Here is a 17,144-nt window from a genome sequence, read left to right on the forward strand (position 1 = left end):
GGGCGTTGAATGAGCGCGGCGTGCTGCAAATGGCCTATTCCTCTTGCCACCCGATCTCGCCCAGGGCGTGTACACGATTGTCAAATCGTATTTGACGGTCTGTCAGTTTATTTGGAAATTGTTCATTATCTTTCGCACGATGAAAATGGCTAAGCTTGGTCGCCGAGAGGGGCGCGCCAGAAATCCCATCATTCCTATCCCGTCATTTATTGACTTGTGTCCGGCGCAAAAGGGCTGACGATGAAACGTCTTCCAGACGCATTTCCCCCCAGAGCCGCCTTCGAGGCTGCTATTGCCGCTTCGGCTCCCACGATGAGTTACCAGGAAATATCGAGTATGAAAATTCTGATTGCAGTGAAGAGGGTTGTTGACTTCAACGTGAAGGTTCGTGCGAAGTCGGATGGCACGGGCGTCGACATCGCCAGCGTGAAAATGTCGATGAACCCGTTCGACGAAATCGCCGTGGAAGAAGCGGTTCGTCTGAAGGACGCCGGTGTGGCGACGGAGGTGATCGCTGTATCTGCCGGTGTCACGCAAGCGCAGGAAACGCTGCGCACGGCGCTCGCCATTGGCGCGGATCGCGCGATCCTCATCGAATCGAATGAAGACCTGCAGCCGCTGGCGGTCGCGAAGCTGCTCAAGGCGCTGGTCGACAAGGAACAGCCGCGGCTCGTGATCCTCGGCAAGCAGGCGATCGACGACGACTCGAACCAGACCGGCCAGATGCTCGCCGCGCTGGCGAACCTGCCGCAAGCGACGTTCGCTTCGAAGCTCACGGTGGCCGACGGCAAGGCCACGGTCGCGCGTGAAGTCGATGGCGGCGCGGAAACGCTGTCGCTGAAGCTGCCCGCGGTGGTCACGACGGACCTGCGCCTGAACGAGCCGCGCTACGTCACGCTGCCGAACATCATGAAGGCAAAGAAGAAGCCGCTGGAGACGCTCAAGCCCGAGGACCTCGGTGTCGATGTCACGCCGCGTCTGAAGACCCTGAAGGTTGCCGAGCCGCCCAAGCGCAGCGCAGGCGTGAAGGTTGCCGATGTGAATACGCTGGTCGAGAAGCTGAGGACCGAAGCCAAGGTGCTGTAAAGGTTAGGGGAGCAAGAAAGAAATGACGAATCTGGTTATTGCTGAACACGACAACGCAACCATCAAGGCTGCGACGCTGAACACCGTGGCTGCCGCGCAGAAGATCGGCGGCGACGTGCACGTGCTGGTTGCAGGCCACAACGCTCAAGCGGCCGCTGAAGCCGCGGCGAAGATCGCGGGCGTTTCGAAGGTGCTGCTGGCCGACGCGCCGCAACTCGAAGCAGGTCTTGCTGAGAACGTCGAAGCGACGGTTCTGACGCTTGTGCAAAATGCGGCGAAGAACTACTCGCACATCCTCGCGCCGGCAACGGCAGCGGGCAAGAACGTCACGCCGCGCATTGCCGCGAAGCTGGACGTCGCGCAGATCAGCGACATCACGGCAGTGGACTCGCCCGACACGTTCGAGCGCCCGATCTACGCGGGCAACGCCATTGCAACGGTTCAGTCGCAAGACCCCATCAAGGTGATCACGGTTCGCACGACGGCATTCGACGCAGTTGCGGCCGAAGGCGGCAGCGCAGCGGTGGAGAAGCTCGATGTGGCAGCAGACAGCGGACTCTCACAGTTCGTCGGCCGCGAAGTCACGAAGCTGGACCGTCCGGAACTCACGAGCGCGAAGATCATCGTCTCGGGCGGCCGGGGTCTGGGCAGCGGCGAGAACTACACGAAGGTGCTGGAGCCGCTCGCCGACAAGCTCAACGCAGCGCTCGGCGCATCACGCGCGGCGGTGGATGCGGGCTATGTGCCCAACGATTACCAGGTCGGCCAGACCGGAAAAATCGTTGCGCCCCAGCTGTACATCGCGGTCGGTATCTCAGGCGCGATCCAGCACCTCGCGGGCATGAAAGATTCGAAAGTGATCGTCGCAATCAACAAGGACGAAGAAGCGCCTATCTTCAGCGTGGCCGATTACGGCCTCGTTGGCGATCTGTTCACCGTCGTGCCGAAGTTGGCCGGAGAACTCAACTGACTGCAGCAATTTCTGTACGACCGCAACACGAATTGCCGAATGCAGACACCTTACACAATACTACTGCCTTGAAAGTCGCCATCGGATCATGGTGACAGTATGGCGCCGCTTTCGGCTTGAGAAAGCGTGCGGAAGGCTCTTGCGCAGGTGGGCAACGCGGTCGCTCTCAATGCATCGAAGAGGCGCGTCGGGACGGTCGCTGGTGATCGGTTCCGATGGCCGGCGACTGCCGCCTATGACGTCGAATGCATTGGACGAACGCAACTCATCGCGCACTCGCGGTGCCGCGAGCGTTGCAATATCACGGCATCGCCGTCCGGTTAATGCTACGAAAGTGCCGATGGAAGACCTCGCGCTTTCAGCGGCTCAGTTCCGTTGTGTTCCGCTAGTCCGCAGGGGTAGATCTGGGGGTAACCGTCCATCGCCAAATTGCCAATCCCTTATGGAAGGGGCTGAGCGCCCACAACGAGAGTCCGACCCGGCCCACCATTCCATAACGTTCCAGGGTGTTCCTGGATACCCTCTGCCCAAATTGGATAGAGGCGCCGGTGTTCCCGGACGTCCACGGGTAGCCGATTCATTCCGTTGACTGCCACCGATTCGTGGGGTTAGTTTTGGGGGTAGGTCGCAGGCGATGAAGCGAGATACCTGACGCGATAGACGGTTATTCAGCTTGGCCCGCACCGCCGAACCGCGGTTCGTCGTGTGCCTCATGATCTTACGTTGAGTTGATTCCAACATCGCCGGCGTTCGTGGGCGGAGTACGATAGCCTCGAGTCCGTTCCGAGGAACGAAGCGATCCGCGCACAGACGAAGGATGGTGCCGTGTAGACGAACCGTGGTGATACATCAACTTAGCATTCCCAATGTTATTTTACATAATTAACATGATCAATTTTTGCATAGGAATCCATACTAAATTGTCGGGAGGTTGATATCGGATTGTGCTTCAATTCGGCCCGCAATTTGACTTGAAAGACGACTGCGGGACGGGTAGGGGAGCGCCGCCCTCCAGCGAACCTCAAGCCCGCCAACACGCCTTCCATAGTCGCTTTTTCCGGGCCAACGCGCGGTGAATCATCTCCATCGCTTCCCCGGCGTGTCTGTTTGTCCGGTGAACGCTACCGGTCTCGCGGCGCAGTTTCTGTTTGCACCGACCGGCACACGCGCTCGCGCGCCGCTTCAAACTATCTATCGTATAGATCAGTACCCGCCTATCCGACGACCAGATCGGCCTCGCGCAGCAGCGCCACAATGGTGCGCTCGGGGGCATGAAGCCGAAGCCTCAGGTCCTGCACGAAGGTCGCCACCGAGACTGCGGGATGGCCATCTTCAAAATATTCCAGGAGCTGCTGGACCTGGTTGGCCGGAATCGCCAGCCGCACACGCTCCGAGTAGACGCGCAGGCCGCTGACGCTCAACCTTGTATCTGGATTCCACCGCAACGTCGAGAGCCCGTTGGGAAGCGGCTCCGGCAACACGCGGAATTTGTGGTCTGGCAGTTCTGTCAGGTAGCCCTTCGCAGTGAGCGCCCGCAGATATTGGTGGACGGCGACCTTTTCCGCATCCTCGAATGCCGGCACGATTCTGAGTGCCCCAGGTTGACGATGTCAGGGCGCAGCAGAGCAACATACTCCGAACCGCATTCCCTGAACTGGTCGCTCAACGTTACTGGAAGGACATCTCCAGCGACACGCCCGAGTAGTTCGCCCGCGGCGCCATCTGCCGGCCGGGACCCTGCTCGAAGTGGATCAGGTCGTATTGCTCAAGCGTCTTGAGTGTGCGCGAGAGGTTCGACTTCTCGCGACCGCTTGCAGCAGCCAGTTCAGTCAGCGATTCCGGTTCGGTTTCCGCAATGAGCCTAAGCAGCATGCGGTTGCCATCCGAGAGGATCTTCGAGAAGCTCTCGACGGACTGAAACCAGACTTTGGGTTCGTCCGGAGCCGGCTTGAGTTTGCCGCTCGCGATCGCAATCGTCCTGGCCTGGAATTCCTTCAGCGGCATGATGCCGACCTTCAACGTCTTCATGGTGGTAATCATTTCGTTCCCTCCTTCTCGAGAAACGCGTTGACTTCCTTCCAGAAGTCAGTCACCAGCGTGCCTGCGTCGCTATACTCGTAGAACCTGACGCGGTCGCCGGCGTGGCGATGGTCGTGCTCGATGCGGGTGCGAGCGCCGGGGCCCGAGCCCTCTTCGACCGGGTGAGCGTTATCGAACCCCAGTATCCGCTCGTTGTCCTCGTCGTGCAGCGTCAGCGAATACTTGAGGCCGTGGGGACGCTCCCGGGTCGGCTGAACTCGCTTCGCCTCGAACTTCACCCAGTACTTGCCGTCCTCATTAACCGGATAGCGGATGCCGTCCAGATCGAGGAGCGCGTCCAGGCTGCTCTCTTGATTGGTCATGGGTGGATGTTATCAGATAGTCATAACTAGTCAAGTTTCCCAACACCGGGTCGCCGAAGTACGGATCACTGCGCAGCAACGGCAGGGCGCTGCATTGATCTGCCTGATCGCGCTGACCACCTTGATCGCTTCCTTCACTGTGAGCGAACCAAACTGGCGGTAGTTGAAGTTGTTGCCGGCCAGCGTCCTGAGCGCGTCGCCGGACGCTCGATCGTGGTCGTAGATATCTGCCACCGCGGCCTGCCCGGCTCATGGCTTCACCCGTGGCTTGCGGACAGCGGCTTTCGCGGGGCCGGCGGACTGCCGGGCCGCGCGCCGCGGGGCACGCCGTGCGGGAATGCCGGGACCGGGCGCCTGCTGCCGGAGGCGTTCGAGTTCCTGCGCCTCTGTCGCATGGCTCGCCCGCATCGCGTCAAGCTGGCCTTCCAGCATGCCCGCCTGATGACGCAGATCGCCCAGCTGCGCCTGCAGCGACTGGATCTCGACCTGCGCGCGCTCGCCTTCGCGAACCGCGCGTTGCTGTGCGCTGTCGATTTCGCGCTGCAGACGCGTATTCGCAGTGCGTTCCCGCTCGATCTCCAGCAGCGCGCGCTTCTCCGCGGCCTGCAGGCGCGTCTCGGCCAGCGCCGTGCTGCTGCGCTGTTTGTCGAGTTCGGCGGCGAAATCGGTGCGGGCCTGCGCAAGGGCGGCATCCCGTTCGCGGCCTTCCTGCTGCAGCCGCGCGATTTCGCCTTCCAGCGCTTCGCGCGTCGCCCCTGCGGCCGCCTGCGCCTACTCGAGTTCCTGGATGCGAACCTGCGCGGCGAGCAGGGCGCCCGTGCGCTGCTCGAGCGCCGTCCCGGTGCGCGCCAGATCCGCCTGCAGGGCGCAGACTGATGCCTCGGCAGCGCGTCGGGCGGCTTCGACTTCCGTGCGCAGCGCCGCCAGGGCGTCCTGCGCGGCACCGGTCGCACGCGTCCAGAGTGCGGCCACCAGCTCGCCGGCCGCGCCCCGCAGGTCCTCGGGCAGGTCGGCATGCTCGATGCGTACGCGGCATTTTTCCCGCAGGTCGACCCAGAATTCGGCGAGCACTTCGGTGGGCGTGCCCATGCTGCCGCGGCGCACCAGCTGGTACAGGCGGTTGGCCGTCGGCGTGATGCCGAAGCGGAAGAACAGCAGCGCGCAGACTTCGCGATAGAGCTCGCGCGTCTTTGGGTGCGCGGCCTTCAGGCGCTCAATCTCGGCGGCTAAGGCTACGTCGGAGGCGACGTCGGGAGCCGCTTCGGCCGCCAGGGCATCGTTCATGGAAATTTCCGGGCTATTTTTATCGTATTACTACGTATTACGATCAATTTCTTACGATTTTAACGTGATACACGACATTAGGCGTATAATGTCGTGTAGCGTATAATCATCGATGTCGCCGCCCGCGCGACACCCTCCGGAGCCTCCAGACCGTGTCTGATACCCAGCTTGCCGCCATCCAGCCCGTGGAATCGCTCGTCGTGCCGTCCGCGCTCGATGGCCGCGACGGCAGCAACCGCGGCGTCACCGGCAACAGCCAGCTCGCGGCGGACAACGACCTGGACGCCGTACGCGCCTGGCTCTCCAACTACGCGGACACCCGGACCACGTTCGACAGCTACCGCAAGGAGGCCGAGCGGCTGCTGCTGTGGGCCGTCGTGCAGCTCGGGGTTCTACGCCGGAACCCCAGAAAATTCCGTCATTCCACATTGTGAACGTCAATCGGTTTGTTGCCTGACGTGCCGAGCGAGTAACTCAGTCGGTAAATGCCTGCCCGAACTGCCGTGCCCGCTTTACATCGTCGGTATGCAAGTAAATCGACGTGGTCGAAATCGACGCGTGACGCAGGTTATCTCGTACGGCGCTCAGCTCAACCCCTCTGGCGATCGCGTGGGTCGCATGGGTGTGCCGCATCCAGTGCGGAGAGGCCCGATGCAGCTTTTCAGCCAGCACCGGATGGTCGTTCTTGATAATCTGCGCGACGAGCCGAAAAAACCGGCGCATGACTTCCCACAGCCGCAAGGGCTTGATGCCGGCATCGGCGTCGTCAAGGCTGCCAATCAGGGACGTGGTCGGATTCCAGTGAGCACGGCTGACAGGAAGCCCCCGCTCCTGCAGATATCGGTCCAGCGCTGTGCGCGCTAGGGGTGTCAGGGTAACGCGGGCTGGCTTGCCGCCCTTGCCGACCACGTGCAGCCAGTGATCACCGGCTGCGTCGACTTCGATGCTGCGCAGTGTGGCGTCAGCCAGTTCGCTGATCCGCAGTCCCGTTGCGTAGCCGAAATCCAGCATGAACCGCAACCGTTGCGCAGCGGGCGCCTGCCAGCCGTACGACCACTCGAGCCCGTTGGCGATGGTGCGCGTCAGCATCCATTCTCCTTCGGTGAAAGCGTGCGAGGTTTCAAGAGCCATGGCGCGCTTGCTGCCGCGTACCTTGATGCCGGAGAATGGGTTGGCCACGACGTAGCGCTGCTCGACCAGCCAGCGGAACATGGCGCTGAGCACGGCAAGCGCATGCGCAATCGAACGGGCCGAGAGGTTGTCGACAAACGGGCGCCAGTCCGTTGATGTGCGCGGCCGCGGTGGCCCGACCCAGCGTTCTCGCGGTGTAGGTCTGCGCAGAAACGCCCTGTAGTCGGTGGCATCCCGGGTGGTCAGCGAAGACAGCGCCTTGCCGCGAGCAACGATGCCCCAGAGAATCAGCCGTTCGGCTTCCTTGCGGTAGGCCCGCTGCGTGGCCGGGGATTCGTGCAACGCGAGCCATGCCTGGATAGCGTCGTAATCGTTGTCGACGCCGAGGATGCAGGCCGACACCGGTGCGCGGAAGGCGCCGGCGGATCCGTCGATCTCGTGCGGTAGCCGTAGTTGCTCCCAAGGCGTCACGACTGACTGCCGATCCGCGATGATCAGTGCGCGGGCCCGCTCCGTGAGCGCCGGGTACGCGGCAAAGAAGGCCTCGATCCTTCTTGCACTGGCCGGCCCGAGACCCGGAATGACGGTCCACCACTGCCGGCGACGCGGAATCCGTACCGTGAGATCGGCCAGGGTCCGGATGCCGGCCGCGTGCAGGGTGCGGGCAGCGCGATTCGGCAGCCAGTGCGCAATGTCGTCGCCGATCTGCGGAGCTGGCGCAGGCATGATGCGCAGTAGCTCGACAGCCTGCGTGGTGGCGCGCGCATGATGCATACGCTTTTGGGCCGGGCATTCGAACAGCGTGGCCAGATCTGCCCGCTGTCGGTTACGGGCATAAAGTGCCAGTTGCCGGCGGATCTGGCCGATGACGCCGCGGGCTGACTGGCTGTGGCTGAGCCGATCTTGCATGTACCGGTGTGCCGCCTCACGCGAGGATGCGCCCTCGTACCAGGCACGCAGCGCTGCCAGTGCATCAGCATCAGGAAAGTCGGTCGGGATGTCGGCGGCGGACGGGCTCGTGGGGCGCGTTTTCATGTCATCGAGTTTAATATGGAAACAATGCCACAGAGATAATAAAGCTTATCTCTGTAGAATGCGGGAGTTCAATATTTCTGTCGTACCCCATGTCGTGATATCACAAAATTGAAGGATCTGACGTTGCGTGGAGAGGATGGTCGATGATCAACAAGAATAAGCTGCTCAGCGTCTTTTCCGACGCCGAACAGGAAGCCCTGTATGGCCTGCCTGATTTCGACGATGCGCAGCGGCTGGAATACCTGGCATTGACCGAATCCGAACTGGCGCTCGCCAGTAGCCGGCCCTCCATACCCGCGCAGGTCTATTGCATCTTGCAGATTGGCTACTTCAAGTCCAAGCACGCCTTCTTCCGCTTCGATTGGGACGAGGTTGAGGACGATTACGATTTCGTGTTGAGCCGCTATTTCCACGGCGAGCCGTTCGAACGCAAGCCGATCACCCGGCACGAGTACTACGCCCAGCGCGAACAGATCGCTGAACTGTACGGCTATCGACCGTGGGTGGCCGCCTTCCTGCCGCAACTCATGCAGCAGGCCGCGCAGATCGTACGTCGCGACGTGACACCGGGATTCGTCGCCGCCGAGCTCATCGTGTGGCTCAATGAGCACAAGATGATCCGGCCCGGCTACACGACCTTGCAAGAGCTAGTCAGCGAAGCCCTGTCCGTCGAACGTCGGCGGCTGGGCGACCTGCTCACCGGCGTATTGGACGAATTGACCCAAACCGCGCTAGACCAACTTCTGGTGCGCGATGATACTCTGTCGAAACTGGCGGCGCTGAAACAGGATGCCAAGAATTTCGGCTGGCGTCAGATGGTCCGCGAACGCGAAAAGCGCGGCACGCTGCAGCCGTTGCACGAAATCGCCAGGACGCTGCTGCCCCGGCTGGATATCTCGCAGCAGAACGTGCTGTACTACGCAAGCCTGGCGAACTTCTATACCGTCCACGACCTGCGCAACCTGAAGGCGGATCAGGCGCAGCTCTACCTGCTGTGTTACGCCTGGGTGCGCTTCCGACAGCTCACCGACAACCTGGTCGATGCGATGGCCTTCCACATGAAGCAGCTCGAGGAAGAAAGCAGCGCGGGCGCGAAACAGTCACTCATCGCCGAGCAAGTAAAACGCCATCGGGAAACGCCGCAGATCGGCCGCCTGTTGTCGCTCTATGTGGACGACAGCGTAGCCGATCCGACGCCGTTCGGCGAGGTGCGTCAGCGCGCCTATAAAATCATGGCCAAAGATGTGCTACAAAACACGGCGCAACGCATGACGGTCAAGCCGCTGAGTCAACTGGCACTACACTGGTTGGCGGTGGACGGCCTAGCCAAACGTATTCGCCGTCACCTGCGCCCCTTGTACGTCGAGCTCGACTTCGTCGGCACCTCCCCAGACAACCCGTGGCTCGCGGCGCTGGCTTGGGTCAAGGGGGCCTTCGCCAAACAGCAGCGCCTGTCACAACGACCGCTCGCCGAATGTCCCGCGGCCACGCTGCCGAAGCGCCTGCGACCGTACCTGCTGATCTTCGGCGCTGATGGTCAGCCGACCGGTTTGCACGCCGATCGCTACGAATTCTGGTTGTACCGCCAGATCCGGAAGCGCTTCCAGTCGGGAGAGATCTATCTCGACGACAGTCTGCAACATCGTCACTTCTCCGACGAGCTTGTTTCGATGAACGAGAAGGCCGACGCGCTGGCGCAGATGGAGATCCCGTTCCTGCAGCAGCCAATCGATGCCCAACTCGATGCGTTAGCGGCCGAGTTGCATGCACAATGGCTGGCCTTCAACCGAGAGCTGAAACAGGGCAAGCTTACGCACCTGGAATACGACAAGGATACGCAGAAGCTGATTTGGCGCAAACCGAAAACCGAGAACCAGAAGGTGCGTGAGCAGGCATTCTACGAGCAACTGCCATTCTGCGATGTTGCCGACGTGTTCCGCTTCGTCAACGGCCAGTGCCAGTTCCTGTCGGCGCTGACGCCATTGCAGCCGCGCTACGCGAAGAAGGTAGCGGACGCCGATAGCCTGATGGCGGTTATCATCGCTCAGGCAATGAACCATGGCAACCATGTCATGGCGCGCACCAGCGACATTCCGTACCACGTTCTGGATAGCACCTACCAGCAGTATCTGCGTCAGGCGACGCTGCATGCGGCCAACGACTGCATCAGCAACGCCATCGCCGCGCTGCCGATCTTCCCGTACTACTCGTTCGATCTCGATGCGCTGTACAGCGCCGTCGATGGGCAGAAATTCGGCGTCGAGCGACCGACCGTGAAGGCGCGTTACTCGCGCAAATACTTCGGACGAGGCAAAGGCGTCGTCGCCTACACGCTGCTGTGCAATCATGTCCCGTTGAACGGCTACCTAATCGGCGCGCACGAGTACGAGGCGCATCACGTGTTCGACATCTGGTATCGCAACACGTCGGATATAGTGCCGACTGCGATCACCGGCGACATGCACAGCATCAACAAAGCCAACTTCGCTATCCTGTATTGGTTCGGGTTGCGCTTCGAGCCTCGCTTCACAAACCTCGATGACCAGTTGCAGGAATTGTATTGTATCGACGACCCGGCGCTGTACGAGAAATGCCTGATTCAGCCGATCGGACAAATCGATCGGCAGCTCATCACCAGTGAGAAGACAAATATCGATCAGATCGTCGCCACGCTGGGCCTCAAAGAGATCACGCAGGGCTCGCTGATCCGCAAACTATGTACGTACTCGCAGGAAAACCCGACACGTCGCGCGATTTTTGAGTTCGATAAGCTCATTCGTACCATCTACACGTTGCGTTACCTGCGCGACCCGCAGCTCGAGCGAAACGTGCATCGCTCCCAAAACCGCCTCGAGTCTTACCATCAGCTTCGTTCGACCATCGCCCAGGTCGGCGGCAAGAAGGAATTGACCGGCCGCACCGACATCGAAATCGAGATCAGCAACCAGTGCGCCCGGCTGATCGCCAACGTCATCATTTTTTACAACTCGGCGATTCTGTCGCATCTACTGACGAAATGGGAGGCCAGTGGCAACGCCAAGGCGCTGGCGCGGCTTACGCAGATATCACCGGCAGCCTGGCGGCATATCCTTTTGAACGGGCACTACACTTTTCAAAGCGACAACAAAATCGACCTGGACGCGCTCATTGCAGGGCTCGAATTGGAGTGATCGAATTTTCGGCGGTTCTGGCTTGGAATCCCTTATTCCTGTTACGGTGGAATACGATGCCACAACCAGGTAATCCTTTACCCCCAGCCGTGGTCAACACCTGGCGACTGAGCGTCGGCACGTCGCTGTTCGTGATCGATATCCTGGCCGACGGCAGCTGGCGACCGGCGTATATTGCGCCAAAGCGGCTGGGTGGCTGGACGATGGATGTGTTGCCGAACATGCCGCCGACGTTAGTCGATATCGCTCCCTCGGTACGCACCTGGGCGCGACAGTACGGCGCGAATGTAACGAACCGGCGCACGCCGGCGCGCCGGTTTCCCGCGCAAACCGCTTCTTCGAACAGGACGCCAGAATGAACATGCTGAAACGTCGTCTCGATGCGACAGACGAAAAGCTGCAGGAGCTGAAAACAGCCCGCAAAGCGGCAGCTAAGGCGCAGCGCCAGCAGGTCAAGCAAACGCGCGCGGATCGCGAGCGAAAGATCATGCTGGCCGGCGAGGCGTTGCTGCGGCGTGTCGATCGCGGCGAGTGGGATGAAGCCGATTTCCGCGCGATGATGGACGATTATCTGTCGCGGCCCGCCGATCGCGCGCTGTTCGAGCTCGACGATGTATAGCCTTTGATGTTCGACGTCGACGCACCGCACAGCCAGGTCGGCAAATGTTGATTTGATTCACGATGAAGGATGCCCGATGCTGCCAACGCTCCGCATGAACCGGAATTTTGTCGAGGCCTTGCTGGCCGAGCGCGCGCCCTGCTTTGCGATGGGACTCGTGGCCGAGGGCCAGACGCACTATGCTTGCCTGGCACTGCGGCCGGTGGATGACATTCCGAACGACGTAACACGCAGCGGTTTCAACTTTGGCCACTCGATACGCGGCACCGACGACTTCGAGGTCGTACACTTCGGCTTAGAGTTTTACGGCTACCGCATCTTCAATGCGCTGATCAATCCGAGCAACTTCATCGCCAGGACAATCCTGTCGCACATGGTCGACACGAAGGCGTTTTTCTTCTTCGCGGTCAACCCGTCAGGCGGTGTGACGGTGTTCAAGTCCGGCATCGGTGAATGCAGCCTGGACAGCATCGAGTCTAATCTCGAGCGGATACTGCGCTCGAGCACGTCCGATGCTCAGTACGACGCGGCGCTGACAACGTTCAGCGACCATCCAGATCCGGTCGGGCCGATGCTGCACTGGGTTTGCCGGGACTGCGAAGATTGTCTCGACCTGTCCCACAATGTAATCGAACTGGGCCCCGCGTAACGGTCCTGATGGTCCGTGTGACCGAGACCGTCATGTCACTCACCGGACGTCGCTCCAACATTCTTCGGCTGGAATAAGCCGATTAATGTTCACAATGTGGAACGACGGAATTTTCTGGGGTTCCGGCGTAGATCCCCAGCTCGGCAAGCCGCTGTCGTCGCTCACGCACGAGGATCTGCTGCGGTTCAAGGTGTTTCTCACCGACCCGCAGCCGGCCAGCCGCTGGGTGTCGGTCCGGGACGACGGCAGCCGCGGCGGCAAATATCCGCGCGGCGACGTCCGCTGGCGCCCGTTCAACGGGCCGCTTTCGCCGGCCAGCCAGCGCCAGGCGCTCATCATCCTCAACGCGATGTTCACCTGGCTCGTCAACGCCGGCTATCTGCGCGGCAACCCCATGGCGCTCCTGCGGCAGCGCGCGAAGCGTTCGGCGCCGCGCGTGACGCGCTATCTGCCGGTCTCGCTGTGGGACGAGGTCAAGGCCTTTGTCGCGCAGCTGCCACAGGAATCCGTGGCGCAACGGGCTTACACGGCGCGCTGCCGCTGGCTCACGACATTGTTTTACCTGCAGGGCATGCGCATCTCGGAAGTTGCGGGCGGCCAGATGGGCCACTTCTTCCGGCGTCTCGGCGCCGACGGCCAGGACCAGTGGTGGCTGGAAACGGTGGGCAAAGGCGACAAGGAACGCATCGTGCCCGCGTCGCCCGAGCTGATCGCCGAGTTGCGCCGGTACCGGACCGCGAACAACCTGGCCGCCCTGCCCACCCGGGCCGAAGAAACACCCCTCATCCTGCCGTTCCGGGGCACGGCGCGCTGCCTGTCGCGCTCCGCGGTGCACGACGCCATCAAGGCGGTATTCGCCGGTGCGGCCGCGTGGCTGCGCTCGAGGGGCCCGGAGTTCGCCGATCGCGCCGACGAGCTCGACCGGGCCTCGGCGCACTGGCTGCGGCACACCGCCGGTTCGCACCAGGCCGATGGTGGCGTCGACCTGCGCACGATCCGTGACAATCTCGGGCACGTGTCGCTGAACACGACCAGCCTGTATCTGCACACGGAAGACGATGCGCGACACCGGGAGACTGTGAACCGTCACCGGATGGACTGGGGACAGGCAGAAGGACCACCAAAAGGACCGCCCGCAGGAAGCGGCACGGACGCGGATTGACGACGCTCCCTGTGCGCACTTTGCGCCATGCCGGTCACCGCGGACGATCACGTTGCGCCCGATGGCGCGCGGCGGCCCGCAGCTTCGCCCGGTCGTCCCCTGTCGAGGCGGGGCTGGACGCGAGCGACAGCCGCTCGCCCTTGCGCGTGCCCGCGACCGCGACCGCGACCGCTGCATCAGGCTATGAAACGCGTATCTCTTCGGGAATATTCATGTCTCATCTATCGCGGAAACTCCTTCAGCCGTATGTCGCAAGCGAAGAATAAAATAAGCCGTATCGGAATCGGTAAGAAGCATGTTTTCTCCACTGATATGTTTGGCCGCATTTATCAACCGCTTGATGTAGATCGCCTCTTGGCTTTCGCGCTCGTTCAATCTCCAGATAAATGAACTATTGCGGAATAACCGTAACAGGCTACGCGTGTCCGCACGCTTCTCAAAGACTCCCCATAAGGCTCGGTGAGTTTTCGTGAACAAGTTGTCAGCGTTACGCTGGCTGTAGAAATACTGGTAGGCCGCGATGAGTTGGCGTACCTGACTTGTCGATGCAATGCCGCCACTATTTAACATCAAGTTAGCACCATCCACGATAGCTCGAAAGCTTGTATATAAATCTCCTGTTTCGGCTGAAGTCCTGGCTACCTGACGAAGGACGTCTTGAGCCGAATCTGTATCGGCAAGATTAGAAGCTCTGTCGAGGGCGAGGTTGTTCGCCGTCATTGTCGCTCCATTGTTTCGCGCGTCAACCTCGAGTTTCAAAAGTCGGGCAGTCTTGTCGGGGGAATTTTCCGCCGAAAGAATGATCCCCTTGGCCTGCCATTGAGCGTTTGAATCAGTTTTAAGTTCAAGAATCTCGCCGGCAATCGTGACTGCTTCGGGGCTATTCTTGCTCTCAAGACCGAGTGCAAGATTGATCAGCACTTGCTCCCGATGTTTCTTGTCCCACTTCGAGTCTCTGAGTCTGCGAAGGATATCTAGAGCTTCATCGGTGGAATGCGTCATGCGTAGACATTTCGCCAATTGCAACTCAAACCCTTGTTTAACCGCTTGCGCGCAGTCTTCAGGCAAAAGTCTTAGGATGTCTCGGCTCACTACCATTCCGGCTCGGAAGTGGTCAGCTTTGACGAGGGCGGCAACGTAGCCCGAGCAAAGCGACACTACCTTGTCGACCACATCTTTCTTTCGTTTCAAGACAGCAGTGTCCAACATCTTTACTAAAATCGTATGCGGATTGTGAAGCACCGTACCCTCTTCTGTCACAGATCCGCTATCCGATTTCTTGAATTTTGGCTCTCCAAGTCGCCATTGCTCGCCGAAGTAGAGATCCATCGCCTTGTTCGTGAGAAATTCCTCTTCTTCTGCAGACATCAACGTGCGAACGTAGTCCCGCACCGGCCGTGGCGCAACCAGGATTTTTTTTCGTTCGCTTGCTGCTTGACCTGAAATACTTACGCTAGCAGCACGAACCTCAACGAGGTTCCTGTCGAGCAGTTCTTCTGCCTGTTCATCAAACAAAGGGATTTGCTGATCGAAGTGCTTGAGCCTGCGAATCGATTCCCCCAACGGCAAAACGGTAAGAATCTTTAGCAGATACAGTGCTCGCTGAACGAATGGGTTGGCGGCTTGCGCAACGCTCGAAACAGCCTTCACCAAACCTGCGGGGAATTCGGGCGCCGCTCGGGCCGTACCTTCCTCCAGAAATCCAGCACTTCCGAGATCCTCAATGCTCACGATACGAAGCCTGCGGATGGCGCGATCGATATCGAGAGGGACTCCTTCCGAAAACCGATAAATCGCTTCAATTGCCTCACCTTCTACCATTTCGGACGTTGCGGCTGGATGGTCTGTAACATAGCTCCGCGTCTCAAGCTCATCCAAAGGCGAAAGTCGAATAAGACCATCGACAGTGTTACGTGGCGTGCCGCGGGTGACGATAAAGAGCGTTAAGCCTACGCAGTAGTCAAGCACCACATGCGAAAACGTCAACACTGCGGAGGCAGCTTCAAGGGGGACGTCGTCAAGGATCAGAACCGGTTGAGGTCTCGCTGCCAAGGCCTTGCAGAAGTCAGCAAAGGAGCCGCCTAACTGTTCGGCGACTTGCCCTAAGAACTGCTGGCTTGATTCGAAGCTGCTCGCGTCGAGGCGAAAACAGTCGTCCGGTCGACGCTCTCTTAGAACTGAGAAGATGAAACCTTCTGCGTTCATTCCCCATTCCGCGCTGATCCATGCCAGACGCTGCTCCGAGATTGCAGCTTTGCAGATCTCCTGTTGAAGGGTCATTACGTTAGCGTACTGAGGTGCCGGAGAAAGGGCGAAGCGCGCATTCTCCAGAGCTCTGGAGTTCGGCTTATCTGTGTCGAAAGTGATGGGCCGATCTACACCGCTGGTCGGTGTGAGTTCAGTCGATTGCGATCGAGATTTTTCATCTCCTCGCTTGCGCAGAGCCGATTCGATCGTGCATTGTTCACTACCAAGCTTGAATTTATAGTCTGGAACGAGACTTCGATCGCCATCGTTCTGCAACATGGCGGTACGTGGCCAATACCGCCATGTCATTTCCCTCTGCCCCAAATCTACCCGAGTAGCAGAATATCCATGCATTCGCGTTACTCTGCCATCTCGAGCCTTCTCAAGCCCGAAAAGCGATGCCGCTTGCACGTAGCGACGAGGGTTACTTCCGAAGGTCGCATTCGAAGCCGCATTTGGCTCGTGCATATGCCCGTACAGATGAGCGTCGAAGACTGCGGTAGAGTATATTTCTTCAAGAAATTTCTGATGAGACGTTGGATGTAGCCACGTCGGCGGATGATGAGTTACGAGCAATGTCAAATCGTGGGTGCTTGCCCATCGCACCGGATCGTCATTAGTCAGTGAAAGTAGTTGTCGGCCATCCAGAAGCAGCTTTTGCTCTGCGCTATCTTTCGTCAAGTTCAGGAAAGCGCTGTTCAGTCCGACAACCCCGATTTTTAGATCATGTGTGTCGATCGTCGCAATTGAGTCGCCAGGCAAGAGCCCATGACTAGCGTTGACGATTGGAATTCCGTCTGCGGCGAGACTAGAATGCCACTGCGTGTAGTTGGTCAATGCAAGATTAACGTGCTGTCTGTATTCGTTCTTTCCATCTTTCCAGAACGCAGTCTCGACAACCGGCTCTGACCACCATCGATTAAGCGCTACAGTCATCGCGCTGTCCGCATCAGGACGTACGAGATCGTGATTTCCAGGAACGGTGAAGAGCTGTGGACAGCTACCTAGTTTGTCGAATGCTTCCCAGATCTCATGCAGTAGTTTTCGCAAAAGTTCAAATTCTTTAACGTCGCCTCGTTGCGTGAGATCACCGGAAAAAACGACCATGTCCAAAGGACCACTTTTCTCCAAAAGCAACGGGAGATCATCGAAAAACGCGGTTTTCGCCTTCGGCCAAAGCCATTGATAGCCGTCCTGTCCTACATGCAAGTCTGAAAGATGAAGCCAGGTGAAAGATTGAGTCATTTTATTTTCTTTGCGCGAGGTCTATAGCATTTAGTCATTCGATGGTGCTGGCTCGATGTTCCTTGATGGCCGACACTGCCTCTAACGCGGAACGCGCGACAACCTACCCGCGTGTTCGGGCGACTTGAGTCTGGGCCAAGTTTT

General features: G+C 59.6%; 13 protein-coding genes and 2 pseudogenes. 8 read left to right on the top strand and 7 right to left on the bottom strand.

Annotated features, from left to right (window positions below; translation table 11 throughout):
• Positions 1-336: 336 nt before the first annotated feature.
• Entirely contained in the window at positions 337-1,086 is a 750-nt protein-coding gene (locus P5W99_RS37680; protein WP_434666831.1) for an electron transfer flavoprotein subunit beta/FixA family protein, read from the top strand.
• Between the two features lie 22 nt (positions 1,087-1,108).
• Positions 1,109-2,056, top strand: coding sequence for an electron transfer flavoprotein subunit alpha/FixB family protein (locus P5W99_RS37685; RefSeq protein WP_434666834.1), 948 nt, complete (start codon positions 1,109-1,111; stop codon positions 2,054-2,056).
• A gap of 1,214 nt (positions 2,057-3,270) precedes the next feature.
• Here the strand turns inward: P5W99_RS37685 and P5W99_RS37690 are convergent.
• The 5 genes and pseudogenes from P5W99_RS37690 to P5W99_RS37710 form a co-directional block, all read right to left on the bottom strand.
• A complete protein-coding gene (locus P5W99_RS37690) occupies positions 3,271-3,639 on the bottom strand; it encodes a hypothetical protein (RefSeq protein ID WP_434666836.1) in 369 nt (122 codons plus the stop codon).
• Positions 3,640-3,724: 85 nt separating this feature from the next.
• Positions 3,725-4,096 (bottom strand): MarR family transcriptional regulator, encoded by a 372-nt coding sequence (locus tag P5W99_RS37695; RefSeq protein ID WP_434666838.1) that lies wholly within the window; start codon positions 4,094-4,096, stop codon positions 3,725-3,727.
• A complete protein-coding gene (locus P5W99_RS37700) occupies positions 4,093-4,458 on the bottom strand; it encodes a toxin-antitoxin system TumE family protein (protein ID WP_434666841.1) in 366 nt (121 codons plus the stop codon). Before P5W99_RS37700 ends, P5W99_RS37695 begins: the two co-directional genes overlap by 4 nt.
• 30 nt (positions 4,459-4,488) lie before the next feature.
• Entirely contained in the window at positions 4,489-4,692 is a 204-nt protein-coding gene (locus P5W99_RS37705) for a hypothetical protein (RefSeq protein ID WP_434666843.1), read from the bottom strand.
• A gap of 15 nt (positions 4,693-4,707) precedes the next feature.
• A pseudogene (locus P5W99_RS37710) lies at positions 4,708-5,742 on the bottom strand (DNA-binding protein).
• Positions 5,743-5,894: 152 nt separating this feature from the next.
• Between P5W99_RS37710 and P5W99_RS37715 the strand changes: the two are divergent.
• A pseudogene (locus tag P5W99_RS37715) lies at positions 5,895-6,131 on the top strand (tyrosine-type recombinase/integrase); the annotation flags it as partial.
• Positions 6,132-6,216: 85 nt separating this feature from the next.
• Here the strand turns inward: P5W99_RS37715 and P5W99_RS37720 are convergent.
• Entirely contained in the window at positions 6,217-7,908 is a 1,692-nt protein-coding gene (locus P5W99_RS37720) for a site-specific integrase (RefSeq protein ID WP_007180429.1), read from the bottom strand.
• A gap of 143 nt (positions 7,909-8,051) precedes the next feature.
• Here P5W99_RS37720 and P5W99_RS37725 point away from each other — a divergent pair, with 143 nt between their 5' ends.
• The 5 genes from P5W99_RS37725 (at position 8,052) to P5W99_RS37745 (ending at position 13,508) form a co-directional block, all read left to right on the top strand.
• Positions 8,052-11,078: a Tn3 family transposase gene (locus P5W99_RS37725; RefSeq protein ID WP_007181927.1), complete on the top strand. Its 3,027-nt coding sequence runs from the start codon at positions 8,052-8,054 to the stop codon at positions 11,076-11,078.
• On the top strand, positions 11,075-11,437 hold the full coding sequence (locus P5W99_RS37730; protein ID WP_156903410.1) for a hypothetical protein: 363 nt from the start codon (positions 11,075-11,077) through the stop codon (positions 11,435-11,437). The genes P5W99_RS37725 and P5W99_RS37730 overlap by 4 nt, the downstream gene beginning before the upstream one ends.
• Positions 11,434-11,697 carry a hypothetical protein gene (locus tag P5W99_RS37735; protein ID WP_007180432.1) on the top strand — a complete coding sequence of 88 codons (264 nt, stop codon included), beginning with the start codon at positions 11,434-11,436 and terminating at the stop codon, positions 11,695-11,697. The genes P5W99_RS37730 and P5W99_RS37735 overlap by 4 nt, the downstream gene beginning before the upstream one ends.
• 76 nt (positions 11,698-11,773) lie before the next feature.
• On the top strand, positions 11,774-12,346 hold the full coding sequence (locus P5W99_RS37740; protein WP_007180433.1) for a hypothetical protein: 573 nt from the start codon (positions 11,774-11,776) through the stop codon (positions 12,344-12,346).
• Positions 12,347-12,431: 85 nt separating this feature from the next.
• Positions 12,432-13,508 carry a tyrosine-type recombinase/integrase gene (locus P5W99_RS37745; protein ID WP_434666849.1) on the top strand — a complete coding sequence of 359 codons (1,077 nt, stop codon included), beginning with the start codon at positions 12,432-12,434 and terminating at the stop codon, positions 13,506-13,508.
• A 210-nt stretch (positions 13,509-13,718) separates the two neighbouring features.
• Here the strand turns inward: P5W99_RS37745 and P5W99_RS37750 are convergent, their stop codons facing one another.
• The gene (locus tag P5W99_RS37750) at positions 13,719-17,000 is read right to left on the bottom strand and encodes a metallophosphoesterase (protein WP_434666852.1); all 3,282 of its coding nucleotides are present in this window, start codon (positions 16,998-17,000) and stop codon (positions 13,719-13,721) included.
• Between the last annotated feature and the right edge of the window lie 144 nt (positions 17,001-17,144).

The organism is Paraburkholderia sp. A3BS-1L, assembly GCF_051125215.1.
Lineage (GTDB): Bacteria > Pseudomonadota > Gammaproteobacteria > Burkholderiales > Burkholderiaceae > Paraburkholderia.

Bases quoted from the DNA above. Each gene is read 5' to 3' on its own strand.
- P5W99_RS37680 (WP_434666831.1), top strand. From the start codon at position 337: ATGAAAATTCTGATTGCAGTGAAGAGGGTTGTTGACTTCAACGTGAAG.
- P5W99_RS37685 (WP_434666834.1), top strand. From the start codon at position 1,109: ATGACGAATCTGGTTATTGCTGAACACGACAACGCAACCATCAAGGCT.
- P5W99_RS37695 (WP_434666838.1), bottom strand. From the start codon at position 4,096: ATGATTACCACCATGAAGACGTTGAAGGTCGGCATCATGCCGCTGAAG.
- P5W99_RS37700 (WP_434666841.1), bottom strand. From the start codon at position 4,458: ATGACCAATCAAGAGAGCAGCCTGGACGCGCTCCTCGATCTGGACGGC.
- P5W99_RS37720 (WP_007180429.1), bottom strand. From the start codon at position 7,908: ATGAAAACGCGCCCCACGAGCCCGTCCGCCGCCGACATCCCGACCGAC.
- P5W99_RS37725 (WP_007181927.1), top strand. From the start codon at position 8,052: ATGATCAACAAGAATAAGCTGCTCAGCGTCTTTTCCGACGCCGAACAG.
- P5W99_RS37735 (WP_007180432.1), top strand. From the start codon at position 11,434: ATGAACATGCTGAAACGTCGTCTCGATGCGACAGACGAAAAGCTGCAG.
- P5W99_RS37740 (WP_007180433.1), top strand. From the start codon at position 11,774: ATGCTGCCAACGCTCCGCATGAACCGGAATTTTGTCGAGGCCTTGCTG.
- P5W99_RS37745 (WP_434666849.1), top strand. From the start codon at position 12,432: ATGTTCACAATGTGGAACGACGGAATTTTCTGGGGTTCCGGCGTAGAT.
- P5W99_RS37750 (WP_434666852.1), bottom strand. From the start codon at position 17,000: ATGACTCAATCTTTCACCTGGCTTCATCTTTCAGACTTGCATGTAGGA.